General features: G+C 65.4%; 14 protein-coding genes and 2 tRNA genes. 11 read left to right on the top strand and 5 right to left on the bottom strand.

Annotation, left to right across the window (positions count from 1 at the left end; all coding sequences use genetic code 11):
- Position 1: 1 nt before the first annotated feature.
- The 8 genes from LQ564_RS02595 to LQ564_RS02630 all read left to right on the top strand — a co-directional run bounded on the left by LQ564_RS02595 (position 2) and on the right by LQ564_RS02630 (position 5936).
- On the top strand, positions 2–1138 hold the full coding sequence (locus LQ564_RS02595; RefSeq protein WP_231056519.1) for an acyl-CoA dehydrogenase family protein: 1137 nt from the start codon (positions 2–4) through the stop codon (positions 1136–1138).
- A gap of 20 nt (positions 1139–1158) precedes the next feature.
- On the top strand, positions 1159–2310 hold the full coding sequence (locus tag LQ564_RS02600) for a CaiB/BaiF CoA transferase family protein (RefSeq protein ID WP_231056520.1): 1152 nt from the start codon (positions 1159–1161) through the stop codon (positions 2308–2310).
- A gap of 35 nt (positions 2311–2345) precedes the next feature.
- Entirely contained in the window at positions 2346–3614 is a 1269-nt protein-coding gene (locus tag LQ564_RS02605) for a DUF445 domain-containing protein (RefSeq protein ID WP_231056521.1), read from the top strand.
- A gap of 10 nt (positions 3615–3624) precedes the next feature.
- Entirely contained in the window at positions 3625–3939 is a 315-nt protein-coding gene (locus LQ564_RS25790; protein WP_269143390.1) for a putative signal transducing protein, read from the top strand.
- Positions 3940–4033: 94 nt separating this feature from the next.
- Entirely contained in the window at positions 4034–4192 is a 159-nt protein-coding gene (locus LQ564_RS02615; RefSeq protein WP_211524545.1) for a hypothetical protein, read from the top strand.
- 160 nt (positions 4193–4352) lie between these two features.
- A complete protein-coding gene (locus LQ564_RS02620; RefSeq protein WP_231056522.1) occupies positions 4353–4754 on the top strand; it encodes a hypothetical protein in 402 nt (133 codons plus the stop codon).
- Positions 4751–5173, top strand: coding sequence for an Imm50 family immunity protein (locus LQ564_RS02625; RefSeq protein WP_231056523.1), 423 nt, complete (start codon positions 4751–4753; stop codon positions 5171–5173). Before LQ564_RS02620 ends, LQ564_RS02625 begins: the two co-directional genes overlap by 4 nt.
- A gap of 22 nt (positions 5174–5195) precedes the next feature.
- On the top strand, positions 5196–5936 hold the full coding sequence (locus LQ564_RS02630) for a suppressor of fused domain protein (RefSeq protein ID WP_231056524.1): 741 nt from the start codon (positions 5196–5198) through the stop codon (positions 5934–5936).
- A 98-nt stretch (positions 5937–6034) separates the two neighbouring features.
- Here the strand turns inward: LQ564_RS02630 and LQ564_RS02635 are convergent.
- The 5 genes from LQ564_RS02635 to LQ564_RS02655 all read right to left on the bottom strand — a co-directional run bounded on the left by LQ564_RS02635 (position 6035) and on the right by LQ564_RS02655 (position 10171).
- A tRNA-Met gene (locus LQ564_RS02635) sits at positions 6035–6111 on the bottom strand.
- Positions 6112–6181: 70 nt separating this feature from the next.
- Positions 6182–6258 (bottom strand) — tRNA-Met (locus LQ564_RS02640).
- Between the two features lie 82 nt (positions 6259–6340).
- A complete protein-coding gene (gene miaA / locus LQ564_RS02645) occupies positions 6341–7273 on the bottom strand; it encodes a tRNA (adenosine(37)-N6)-dimethylallyltransferase MiaA (RefSeq protein ID WP_231056525.1) in 933 nt (310 codons plus the stop codon).
- Between the two features lie 23 nt (positions 7274–7296).
- Complete coding sequence (gene mutL / locus LQ564_RS02650) at positions 7297–9201, bottom strand: DNA mismatch repair endonuclease MutL (protein WP_231056526.1); 1905 nt, start codon at positions 9199–9201, stop codon at positions 7297–7299.
- 40 nt (positions 9202–9241) lie between these two features.
- Positions 9242–10171, bottom strand: a complete 930-nt coding sequence (locus tag LQ564_RS02655; RefSeq protein WP_231056527.1) for a peptidylprolyl isomerase — start codon at positions 10169–10171, stop codon at positions 9242–9244.
- Positions 10172–10280: 109 nt separating this feature from the next.
- Between LQ564_RS02655 and LQ564_RS02660 the strand changes: the two genes are divergently transcribed.
- From LQ564_RS02660 to LQ564_RS02670, 3 genes are all read left to right on the top strand, one after another.
- A complete protein-coding gene (locus LQ564_RS02660; protein WP_231056528.1) occupies positions 10281–10925 on the top strand; it encodes a VTT domain-containing protein in 645 nt (214 codons plus the stop codon).
- 132 nt (positions 10926–11057) lie between these two features.
- A complete protein-coding gene (locus LQ564_RS02665) occupies positions 11058–12176 on the top strand; it encodes a carbonic anhydrase (protein WP_231056529.1) in 1119 nt (372 codons plus the stop codon).
- A gap of 107 nt (positions 12177–12283) precedes the next feature.
- Positions 12284–12781 carry a Cif family virulence factor gene (locus LQ564_RS02670; RefSeq protein ID WP_231056530.1) on the top strand — a complete coding sequence of 166 codons (498 nt, stop codon included), beginning with the start codon at positions 12284–12286 and terminating at the stop codon, positions 12779–12781.
- Positions 12782–12800 lie beyond the last annotated feature (19 nt).

Consider the following 12800-nt stretch of genomic DNA (forward strand, 5'->3'; position numbering starts at 1 on the left):
CATGACGTCCCCGTGGATGAACGAAGAGCTGGGCGCCTTCCGCGACGCGGTGCGCCGCTTCGTGGCGGGCGAAGTCACGCCGCGCCAGGAGGCCTGGCGCGAGCAGCGGCGCGTCGACCGCGAGGTGTGGCGCAAGGCCGGCGAGCTGGGCCTGCTGCTGGCCGACATCCCGGAAGACTACGGCGGCGCCGGCGGCGGCTTCGCCCACATGGCCGTGGTGTTCGAAGAGCTGTCCTATGCCGGCGATACGGCCTTCGGCATCCACGTGCACGCCATCGTCGCGCACTACCTGCTGAACCAGGGCACCGAGGAGCAGAAGCGCAAGTACCTGCCACGCTTGGCCAGCGGCGAGATGATCGCGGCGATCGCCATGAGCGAGCCGGGAGCCGGCTCGGACCTGAAGGGCATCGCTACCCGCGCCGTGCGCGGGGCGGACGGCTACCGCGTGAGCGGCTCCAAGACCTTCATCTCGAACGGCTACCTGGCCGACCTGATCCTGGTGGTGGCGAAGACCGATCCGCAAGCTGGCGCCAGGGGCGTCTCCCTGCTGCTGCTCGAGACAAAGGAGAATCCGGGCTTTCGTGTCGGCCGCATCCTGGAGAAGGTCGGGCAGAAGGGCCAGGACACCTGCGAGCTGTTCTTCGACGAGGCCCACGTGCCGCTGGAGAACATACTGGGAGGCGAGGAGGGCAGGGGCTTCGCCCAGCTCATGACGGAGTTGCCCTATGAGCGCACCATCCTCGGCGTGTGCGGCGTAGCCGCCATCGAACGCGCCCTGCAGCTGACGATCGACCATACGCGCGCGCGCCGCGCCTTCGGCCAGGCCCTGATCGAGATGCAGAACACCCGCTTCGTGCTGGCCGAGATCAAGACCGAGGCCACGGTTGCCCGCATCTTCATCGACCGCTGCATCGAAGACATGCTGGCGGGCCGCATGGACACCGTGCGCGCCTCGATGGCCAAGTACTGGATCTCGGACCTGCAGTGCAAGGTCGTCGACCAGTGCCTGCAGCTCTTCGGCGGCTACGGCTACATGCTGGAATACCCGATCGCCCAGATGTACGTGGACGCGCGGGTGCAGCGCATCTACGGCGGCGCCAACGAGATCATGAAAGAGATCATCGCGCGCTCACTGTGAACCCCGGGAAGGAGATGACGATGGCAGGACCTTTGGCAGGCGTGCGGGTGGTCGAGATGGTCGGCATCGGTCCCTGCCCCTTTGCCGCCATGATGCTGGCCGACATGGGCGCGGAAGTGATCCGCATCGACCGCAAGGCGGCGCCCGGCGAGGACAATCCCTACCCGATGCTGGGCACGCGTCACGACGTGATGGCGCGCGGACGGCGCTCGCTCGCCCTCGACCTCAAGCAGCCGGCCGGGCGCCTGGCCGCGCTGCGCCTGGTCGAGCGCGCCGACGCGCTGCTCGAAGGCTTCCGTCCCGGCGTCATGGAGCGCCTCGGCCTGGGTCCCGACGTCTGCCTGGAGCGCAACCAGAAACTGGTCTACGGCCGCGTCACCGGCTGGGGCCAGGACGGGCCGCTGGCGCAGGCGGCGGGGCACGACATCAACTACGTGGCGCTGTCCGGCATGCTGCACGCGATGGGGCGCACGGGCGAGGCGCCGGCTCCGCCCCTGAACCTGGTGGGCGACTTCGGTGGCGGCGGCATGATGCTGGCCTTCGGCGTGGTGTGCGCGGTGCTGGCGGCGCGCAGTTCCGGCCAGGGCCAGGTGGTGGACGCCGCCATGACGGACGGCGCGGCGCTGCTCGGCGCCATGATGTACGGCCTGCGCGGTTTCGGCGCCTGGAGCGACGAGCGCGAAGCCAACCTGCTCGACGGCGGCGCGCCCTTCTACGACAGCTATGCCTGCAGCGACGGTAAATTCATTGCGCTCGGCGCGATCGAGCCGCAGTTCTTCGCCAAATTGCTGGCGCTGACCGGGACGGAAGTCGACGAATTCGCCCAGCGCTGGGACAAGGCGCAGTGGCCGCGGCAGAAAGAGCGCCTCGCCGCGCTGTTCGCGAGCCGGACGCGCGAGGAATGGTGCCGCCTGCTGGAAGGGACCGATGTCTGCTTCGCCCCGGTGCTGGACATGGCCGAAGCGCCGCAGCACGCGCACAACGCGGCGCGCCGTACTTTTGTGGAGATCGACGGCGTGGTCCAGCCGGCGCCGGCGCCGCGCTTTTCGCGCACCGTCCCGCCAGAGCCCGCGCCGCCATCCAGCCCGGGCCAGGACAGCGACGCCATCCTGCGCGACTGGGGCTTTACGGCAGAGTCAATCGAAGCGCTGAGTGCCAGCGAAGTCATATAGGATGGTGGTGGACGGATCCCCACACAACCATCCCGATGACCAAGGAAGTCGAACTCCGACAATCCAAGCAGCTCGCCCTCTCATTCTTCGTGGGCGCAGCAGCGCTGTTCGTGCTCACCCTGTTCCTGCCCCAGAACTGGTGGACCGGCCTGCTGCGCGCCTTTTCCGAAGCCGCCATGGTCGGCGCCCTGGCCGACTGGTTCGCCGTTGTGGCCCTGTTCAAGCGCGTGCCGATCCCGATCGTGGTGCGCCACACCGAGATCATCCCGAAGAACAAGGAGCGCATCGCCGACAACCTGGCCCTCTTCGTACGCGAAAAATTCCTCGACACCGACTCCATCGTGGGCCTGATCCGGCGCCACGACCCGGTGCAGAAAGTGGCCGAGTGGCTGGTCAAGCCGGCCAACACCGAGCTGCTCGGCCAGCACCTGGTGCGGGTCGGCGTGTGGATGCTCGACTTCATCGAGGACAGCGCGGTGCAGGGTTTCATCCGCCGCGCGGTGCACGCGATGGTCGGCAGCGTCGACCTGTCGAAATCCGCCGGCACCATCCTCGAAAGCCTGACCCGCGACGGCCGCCACCAGGAGCTGCTCAACGAAGGCATCACCCAGCTGGCGCGCCTGCTCGACAACGCCGACACCCAGGACACCATCGGCCAGGGCATCGTCGACTGGCTCAAGGAAGACTATGCCTTCATCGAAAAGATGCTGCCCTCGGAACTCATCGGCCGCAAGGGCGCCGACCTCGCGGTGCGGCTGGCGTCCGGCATCCTGAACAAGGTGGCGGCCGACCCCCACCACCCGCTGCGTGCGCGCTTCGATACCTTCACGGCCGAGTTCATCGAACGTTTGAAGCGCGATCCCGCATTCGCGCAGAAGGCCGACGAAATCAAGAGCTACCTGCTGGGCGACGAGACCCTGAACGGCTACCTCGGCGCGCTGTGGGGCGAACTGAAAGGCTGGCTCAAACAGGACCTGCAAAGCGAGGATTCCAGCCTGCGCCAGCGCCTGGTCGCCACCGGCTCCTGGGTCGGCAAGGTGCTGGCCGAAGACCCGCAGCTGCGCGCGTCGCTCAGCGAGAACCTGGAATCGGCCGCGCGCGGCGTGGCGCCCGAATTCGCGGGCTTCCTGACCCGCCACATCGCCGACACCGTGAAGCAGTGGGACGACCGCGAGATGTCCGAGCAAATCGAACTCAACATCGGCAAGGACTTGCAGTACATTCGCATCAACGGCACCATCGTCGGCGGCCTGATCGGGGTCACCCTGTACCTGCTGTCGCAGGCGCCCGCATTGTTCGGATAAGGAGAGCACCATGGCGCAACTCGCACTGGACGACTGGCTGGCGGCGCACCCGGACGTGGTGCAGATCCCGGGCCGCGACCTGTTCATCATCGCCCGATACCTGATCCCGATGGAGGCCACCCTGGCGCAAGGCTGCCTGGCCGCCGCCGGCATCCCGGCCGTCCTGGCCGACGCCCACCTGATGCAGGCGGACCTGCTGCTGGCGCCGGCGCTGGGCGGGGTGCGCATCCTGGTGCCGTCGGACTTTCTGCAGCAGTCGGCCGACGTGCTGGCGGGCCTGGCGCGCGGCGACTATGCGCTGGACGAGTCGTTTACGGATGAGTAGAACGCTGGCTTGCGTGAGGTAGCGAACGTTGCGAGAACGGGCGGAGGCGTAGGCTGATTTGCGTGGACCAACCCACCAATCAAGGAGAATCATCATGCCTCAAGGTGATAAATCGTCCTACACGGACAAGCAGAAGCGCCAGGTCAAGCACATCGAAGAAGGGTACGAGAAGAAGGGCGTCGGCAAGAAGGAAGCCGAACGGCGCGCCTGGGCCACCGAGAACAAGGTCTCGGGTGGCGGCAAGAAGCACTGATTCTTGCGCTTCTCATGAAAAGCCCGGTTCCAGCGAGCCGGGCTTTTTCGTTGCGGCGCGTGGGGGCGGATTATGCGGCGGACGTGGACGTGGATACCGGGCGTGGCGCATGCTAGAGTCGGCAAGATTGCCGATCAGTACATCCACGCGAGAGGAAACCATGTCCAAGGCCGCCTTCACTGCCAGGGTCTTCGCCGTCTACCTGTTCATCCTCGGGCCCGTGCTGGTGGTCGCGCCCAACGTCCTGCTGTCGCTGTTCGGCATTCCAGCCACCGCCGAAGTCTGGATCCGCGTTGTCGGCGTGATCGTTTTCATGCTGGGGGTCTATTGCTGGGTTGCGGCCAAGCATGAGCTGCGGCCGTTTCTCGAGGCCTCGGTCTATACCCGCTTCGGCGTCTTCATTGCGTTGACCGCCTTTGCTGTTCTGGAGCTGGGCAGCCCCATGCTCGCGCTGTTCGGCGTGATCGACCTGCTCGGCGGTATCTGGACCTATCTTGCGCTGAAGGCCGACGCGCAGTCGGGCCATCCAGCACTGACCATACCCGGAATGTCCGAGTCATGAGCAAAGACCCGTCGAGCTGGATCGACTACCTGGATAATCGCCTCGCATTGAATAACATCTTTGGCGGAGAGGTTCCTGCGCTGGACAAGCTGGTCCTGGCGCAGTTCGTCCTCGATGCTGGCGCCATGTATATCAGTTTGAATTTTCCCTCGCTTCCATCCGGCAGCCCAGCCAGGTGGATTGCACGAGGGTGCGACAGCGCCCAGCTTCGGCTGTCGTTTCACTCCTTGTTTGAGATCTCGATGACAGGAACATGGGAAGAAGCGCCCGACGTGGTCGCTTCTTTCCATTCCGATAAATGTTTTTCGATGTCGAACCCGGAATTCAATGTCCGGTTCAAGTATGAGCACGTGAACGCGGACCTGTATCCGTACAACTCGGATATTTTTGAAGAACCGCGGGATTGGTATCACAGGTAGCGACGACCGCGAAAAGGAAGCCATGGAAGCAGAGAAGCCGAAGCAAACCGCTGATGTTGTTTCACTAAGCGGTCATCCCATCTACAGACATGACGATCCTGCGCCGTGGAGTACGCCGCAAGGCGAGGAATTCATTCGGCAGATATCGGACCACATCGAAAAGCATCTCGGACCGGTGGACGCCGTCTTCCACGAGCTGGTGTCGGACACTGTCCATATCGATGTCCATATCGTCAAACCCACAGCAGAATTCCCCTATACCCGGTTAGTCACGTCCGGCATGAGCGATTTGCCGATGAGCACGCCAGACGAGTCGGACGCGCCGAAATACGTCGAGCTGTTGATGACGCTTCCCGCCGACTGGAAAACCGACCAGTCCTCGTTCGACGACGAATGCTGGTATTGGCCGGTCCGGCTGCTCAAGCAGCTTGCACGTCTCCCGCACAAATACCAGACGTGGCTGGGCTATGGCCATACCATTCCGAATGGCGACCCGGCGGAGCCCTACGCCGCCAATACCGCGTTCTCCGGCGCGATCGTTCTCCCTTCGGTGAGCGTTCCGGAAAGCTTTCATGTCCTCGGCATACCCGGGGTGAAAACAATCACCTTCTTTTCAGTGGTGCCGCTTCATGCCAATGAGATGGCGTTCAAGTTGCGTCTTGGCACGGACGAATTGCTGGAGAAGTTCGACCGCAAAGGATTCAATGACGTTGTCGTGCCGAATCGACCGGATGTCACCGCGAAGAGGTTCTTGCTATGGTGATAAGACGCTCCCGGGCGTCAAGCGTGCGCATGGGGCGGCGACAGGATAAGGAGCGCTGAAATGAAAACGGCGAGATCGCAGATCTCGCCGTTTTATCCTGGTGGTGATAGGTGGACTTGAACCACCGACCCCAGCATTATGAGTGCTGTGCTCTAACCAGCTGAGCTATATCACCGAAACTCGTACTTGCGCGGTAAAACAAAATGGCCTGACTGCGAGAGCCAAGCCATCCGTTTGGAATTCTGTGGTGGTGATAGGTGGACTTGAACCACCGACCCCAGCATTATGAGTGCTGTGCTCTAACCAGCTGAGCTATATCACCGCAACGGCAGGCATTATCGGGGCCAGCGCGACGCCTGTCAAGGCTGGACACTGTTCCCTTGCGCAAAAATCTCGCGCCGATGTCATTTTTCCAACGCGGACAACTGGTCGAGCAGCGTCCGTGTCGGGTCCGTACCGAGGCAGTCTATCACGATCCGCTCCGGCATCGCGCGCAGCCAGGTGATCTGGCGCTTGGCCAGCTGGCGCGTGGCGATGATGCCCAGTTCGCGCAGCTGTTCCCGGCCGATCGTGCCGTCCAGGTAATCCCAGGTCTGGCGATAACCGACGCAGCGCATCGAGGGCAGGGTCGGCGACAGGTCGCCGCGCGCCCGCAGCCGCGCCACTTCCGCCACCAGCCCCTCGTCGTCGCGCGTGCCCAGCATCCCGTCGAAACGCTGTGCGATCCGTTGATGGAGCACCGCGCGGTCCGATGGTTCCAGCGCGAAGGACACCAGGTCGAAGGGCAGCTCGGGCTTCTCGCGCTTGCCCAGCAGTTCCGACATCGGCTGGCCGGTCAGCTGGATGATCTCGAGCGCGCGGTTGATGCGCTGCGCGTCGTTCGGCTTCAGGCGCTCGGCGGTGACCGGGTCCAGCACGGCGAGGCGCGCATGCATGGCGGGCCAGCCGATGCGCGCCGCGTCTTCTTCGATGGCGGCGCGCACGGCCTGGTCGGCGGTCGGCAGATCGTCCAGGCTGTCGGTCAGCCCTTTAAAATACATCATGGTGCCGCCGACCAGCAGCGGCAGCGCGCCGCGCGCCGCGATCTCGCCCACCAGGCGGATCGCATCCTCGCGGAACTGCATCACCGAATACGCCTCCAACGGGTCGATGATGTCGATCAGGTGGTGCGGCACGGCCGCCAGTTCTTCCGCAGAAGGCTTGGCAGTGCCGATGTCCATCTCGCGATACACCAGGGCCGAGTCGACCGAGATGATCTCCACCGGACGCGTCTTCGCGATCGCCAGCGCCGCCGCGGTCTTGCCGGACGCGGTCGGGCCCATGATGGCCACGGCCATCGGCTTCTTCGTTTGAGACACCATCATTGACCGCGCAGGAACAGCTTGTCGAGCGCCGCGATCTCCAGCTGGACCCAGGTCGGGCGGCCGTGGTTGCACTGGTCGGAGCGCTCGGTGATTTCCATCTGGCGCAGCAGCGCGTTCATCTCCTGGTTCGACAGGATGCGGTTGGCGCGCACGGCGGTGTGGCAGGCGAGGGTGCCGAGCAGCTCGTTGCGGCGCTCGATCAGCACGCGCGAGCCGCCGTATTCGCGCACGTCGCGCAGCACGTCGCGCGCCAGGGTCTGGGCGTCGGCATTCTTCAACAGGGTCGGCACCGTGCGCACGGCCAGCGTGGTCGGCGACAGGGCGGCGATGTCGAAACCGAGCGTCTTCAGGGTCTCGCCATGGTCCTGGGCGGTGGCCACTTCGATGGCGTCGGCATAGAAGGTCACCGGGATCAGGAGCTGCTGCACCTGCAGCTCCTCGCCGTCGGCGCGAGCGTCGAGCGCATTCTTGATCTGCTCGTAGAGGATGCGCTCGTGGGCCGCGTGCATGTCGACCAGCACCAGGCCCTTGGTGTTCTGGGCCAGGATGTAGATGCCGTGCAGCTGGGCCAGCGCGAAGCCGAGCGGGAAGTCGTCGTTCGACAGCGGGCGGTCCGAGGCGGACAAGGGCACGCCCACCGGCGCCGCGGCCTTGGCCGGCTCGTTCGATGCGAACAGGGCGCCGTAGGCTGCCGTGGTCTGGGCCACGCCGCCGGTGGCGGGCTGCGGCCGCGCATCGTCCCAGCGGCTGCCCGGCGCGAACGGAGAGGGCGAGAAGGTCGGCGCCAGCTGCGCGCCGAACGAGGTCTGCTCGTGCGGACGCGGCGCCCACACCGGCGTGCCGGTGGGACGCACTTCGGCGGCGGAGATCGGCGCCGGCGCGCTGCCGTGGGCGGTGGCCGAGGTCTGGGCCAGGGCGCGCTGCACCGCGTGGAACACGAACTGGTGCACCGCGCGGCTGTCGCGGAAGCGCACCTCGATCTTCGAGGGGTGGACGTTGACGTCGACCATGGCCGGATCGAGGTCCAGCGACAGCACGTAGCAGGGGAAGCGGTCGCCGTGCAGCACGTCCTGGTAGGCCGCGCGCACCGCGTGTACCAGCACCTTGTCGCGCACGAAGCGCCCGTTCACGTAGAAGAACTGGCCGTCGGCGCGCGCCTTCGAGGCGGTCGGCAGGCCGACGTAGCCGTGCAGGCGCAGCGGGCCGGCGGATTCGTCCAGCGGCAGGCGCGCCTCGGCGAAGTCGTTGCCGAGGATATGGGCGCTGCGCTTGGCCGCTTCGCTCACGTTCCAGTGGTCGATGGTGCGGCCGTTGTGGGTCAGGCTGAACGAGACGTCCGGCCGCGCCAGCGCGATGCGGCGCACGACTTCGGCGCAGTGGCCGTATTCGGTCTGTTCCGACTTCAGGAATTTGCGCCGCGCCGGCGTATTGAAATACAGGTCCTGCACGTCGATCGTGGTGCCGAAGGCGCCCGACGACGGCGCCACCGTCCCTTCGTGCGAGCCGACGATTTCATGGGCATGGGCGGCGCCCGGCGTGCGCGAGGTGATGCGCACCGCGGCCACCGAGGCGATCGAGGCCAGCGCCTCGCCGCGGAAACCCAGGGTGCCGACGTGTTCCAGGTCGTGCAGCGAAGCGATCTTCGAGGTCGCGTGGCGCGCCAGGGCCAGCGGCAGCTGTTCCGGCGCGATGCCGCGGCCGTTGTCGGTAATGGCGATGCGCTTGACGCCGCCTTCTTCCAGGCGTACGGTGATCTGGGTCGCGCCGGCGTCGAGCGCGTTCTCGAGCAGCTCCTTCACCACGGCGGACGGCCGCTCGACGACCTCGCCGGCGGCGATTTGCGAGATGAGCTGGTCAGGCAGCTGCTGGATCGGACGGTGGGTGGGGGCGGGCGCGTTCATGCGCAAATTATAGCCCGCCCGCCGGGCTACGGCGGCGGCCTTATCGTTGCTCGCGCACCGGAATCGGCGCGTTGCACAGGTCGATCTTGCCGCTAGCGACCTTGGTCCACGGCCCGCCGCGGTTGCGCTGGGCCTCGACCACCGCCTGGTAAGTGGCGCTGTCGGTGCGCATCACTTCGAACTTGCTGCGCTCGGCTTCCGGCAGGTCGGCCGCCAGGCGCACCGTCTGCAGCGGCATGCGCTGCTCCGGCTTCTCGTAGAAGCCGGCCGCGCCGGTTCCGCGCGGCTGGGCGGACAGCAGGGGCATGCCCTGCACGATGCGCCCGACCACGGTGATGTTGCGGTCCAGGTGGCGCGGCGAGTGGCCGGTGACCACGTAGAGCTGGGAGCCGTTGCCGCTGTCGAAGCCATTGTCGCGCGCCACGCCGACCATGCCGTAGCAGTGCGGCAGCCAGGTCTCGCCCTTGGCCGGGTCGCGCGCGGCGGGGAAGCCGTTCACGTGGCCGACCTGGGGCGCGTAGACGTCGCCGTCCTTCAGGCGGGTGAAGACGCCGCCCTTGCTCGCGGCCTTGATCGATACCGTGAACTCTTCCTTCACCGTTTTGGCGGCCTTGAACGGCTTCGGATTCTCCTCGTCCGGGTCACCCCACTGCACCACGAAACCATCCTGCGAGCGGATGATGAACAGGCCGTCGAAGTATTTTTCGCGCACCAGGGCGCGGATGTTGGCGGCGGTGGCCGGCGCGAAGGCCGGGGCCAGTTCCATGATCACGCGGCCGGTCGGCAAGTCCATGTAGACCGTGTTTTCGGGGTCGAGCGGGCGCCAGTCGGCCGACTTCGAGGCCTTGACCACGTCGGCCACGCTGGCTCTTGGCGGCAGGGGCTTGGCCTGCTCGGGGGCGGCCTGGGCGCCGGCGGCGAGCAGGGCCAGGGTGGCGGTGGCGAGGCGCGAAGCGAACACGGCGGTCATGCAGTCTCCCGAATGGATGCGTAATCGGGCGATTGTGCGGCAATGTGGTCACAAGGTAAAGCCGTATGCCGCCGGGGTGATATGATGGCGGGCTACCTCTAGGACGAATATGGATTTGATGCAATTGGTCGACATGATCCTGCATGTCGATAAGACGCTGGGCACCCTGCTGGCCCAGTACGGCCTGTATGTCTATATCGTGCTGTTCGCGATCGTGTTCTGCGAAACCGGCCTGGTCGTCCTGTTCTTCTTCCCTGGCGACACCCTGCTCTTCGTCGCGGGCGCCTTCTGCGCCACCGGCGAAATGAATTATCCCTTGCTCACCAGCCTGCTGGTCGCGGCGGCGGTCCTCGGCAATACCCTGAACTACTACATCGGCCGTGGCATCGGCCACCGGGTGTTTTCGCACAATTACCGCTGGATCAATAAGGAAGCGCTGCAGCGCACCCACGATTTTTTCGAGAAACATGGTGGCAAGACCATCATCATCGCCCGCTTCGTGCCGGTGGTGCGGACCTTCGCGCCCTTCATCGCCGGGGTGTCCGAGATGACCCATGCGCGCTTCCAGATGTTCAACATCGCCGGCGCGGTATTGTGGGTGGTCAGCCTGGTCACGGCCGGCTACCTGTTCGGCAATATCCCGATCATCCAGGAGCACTTGACCGAGATCGTGCTGATCGGTATCTCGGCGGCGATGGTGCCGCTGGCCATTGGCGGGATGTACAAATTCGCACGGCGCATGCTTGGCAGATAGTCTTGCCGCTTTGATTTCACCTCTTGCCGCTCTTCCAACGCCCCGATTTTTTCGGGGCGTTGTTGCTTTGGTGCACTCAAGTTTTGACGACGATTTGCCGATAAGACTGAGGAGAGAACACACTGGAATCCCATGCGCCACCTTATCGCCCTGTTCGCTTGCAGCCTTGCCATGGCCGGCGCAAGCGCGAGCGACCCCGCTCCAAAACCCGCCGCCCCGGCCAAGCCGGTTGCCGAATTCAAGGCCAGCGACGCCAAGCTCGACGGCAAGTCGGCCGACGTCAAGGCCATCCTCGAAGGCAAGGGCAGCGCGCCCGCCAAGCCCTCGATCAAGCCGGACCTGAAGACCGCCGCCGTCCGCACCCAGGCGCCCGCGGCCGCCGCCGCTGCGCCGGCCGCCCATGACGAGGACCAGTCCGAGGTCGACCTGTCGGTCCGCATCGCCGAACGCCTGGCCCAGCTGCGCGAGCAGCAGGCCGCGCGCGTGGCGTCGGCCGCCAGGGCGAAAAAGGCGGCGGACGCGAAACGCCGCAAGGAAGCCGAAGCCGCGATCGCCGCCGCCAACAAGCCGAAGAACGGCACCCACTGGACCTATGAGGGCGAGTACGGCCCGGCCAACTGGTCGAACATCAATTCGAACTGGGCCAAGTGCAGCACCGGCAACCGCCAGTCGCCGATCGACCTGCGCGACGGCATGAAGGTCGACCTGGAGCAGATCGCCTTCGATTACCACCCGACCTCGTTCAGCGAGATCGACAACGGCCACACCATCCAGGTCAACGTCGGCGGCGGCAACTTCCTCACGGTCGGCAACCAGACCTACGAGCTGCAGCAATTCCACTTCCACCGCCCGTCGGAAGAACGCATCAACGGCAAGGGCACCGAGATGGTGATCCACTTCGTGCACCGCAGCTTCGAAGGCAAGCTCCTGGTGCTGGCCGTGCTGCTGGAACGCGGCCGCGCCAATTCCCTGATCCAGACCGTGTGGAACAACCTGCCGCTGGAGAAGCTGACTTCGGTCTCGCCCTCGATCGTGCTGGACCCGAACGAAGGCCTGCCGGAAAAGCGCGAATACTTCACCTACATGGGATCGCTGACCGAGCCGCCCTGCACCGAAGACGTGCTGTGGATCGTCATGAAGCAGCCGATGCAGGCCTCGCCCGCGCAGATGGCGCTGTTCTCGCGCCTCTATCCCCTGAACGCCCGTCCGGTCCAGCCGAGCAACGGCCGCATGATCAAGGAATCGAATTAACAGGCGCTCCACCGTTTCACCGCACCGCCTGCACGGCTCGACGCATCGCGCTGGATCGCCGCCCGGCGACCACTTAAGGTGGGAACATTCCAACTCCAGGAGTTCCCATGCGTCTCGCCCTTTCCTCGATCCTGCTCGCCCTCTGCCTGAGCCTCCCCGCGCACGGCGCCGATAAAGTCACCGGCAACGGCCCGGCCGCCGACGTCGCGGCCATCAACAAGGTGGTCGAGCAGTTCAAGGCCGCCATCATCGCCCACGACGGCAAGACCCTCGGCAGCCTGTTCCTGCAGGACCACGACAGCTGGCTGTCGGTGGCGGATGATGGGGTCTGGGCCAAGGTCAAGGCGCGCAATCCGAAGGCGCGCAAGGTCTTCCCCGGCAGCTGGAAGAAGTTCGCCGAGATGATCCAGAACGCCGACAAGCCCGTCGAGGAACGCTTCTACAACGTGCGCATCGACACCAACGGCGCGGTCGCCTCGGTGTGGTTCGACTTCGACTTCCTCGACGACGGGAAGGTGACCAACCGCGGCAGCGAAAGCTGGCAGATGGTGCGCGCCGAAGACGGCTGGAAGATCAGCTCGATGCTGTTCTCGATGGGCGACTGACGCGCTAGAATCGTACGCA

It is taken from the genome of Massilia phyllostachyos (assembly GCF_021044825.1).
GTDB classification, from domain to species: domain Bacteria; phylum Pseudomonadota; class Gammaproteobacteria; order Burkholderiales; family Burkholderiaceae_D; genus Telluria; species Telluria phyllostachyos.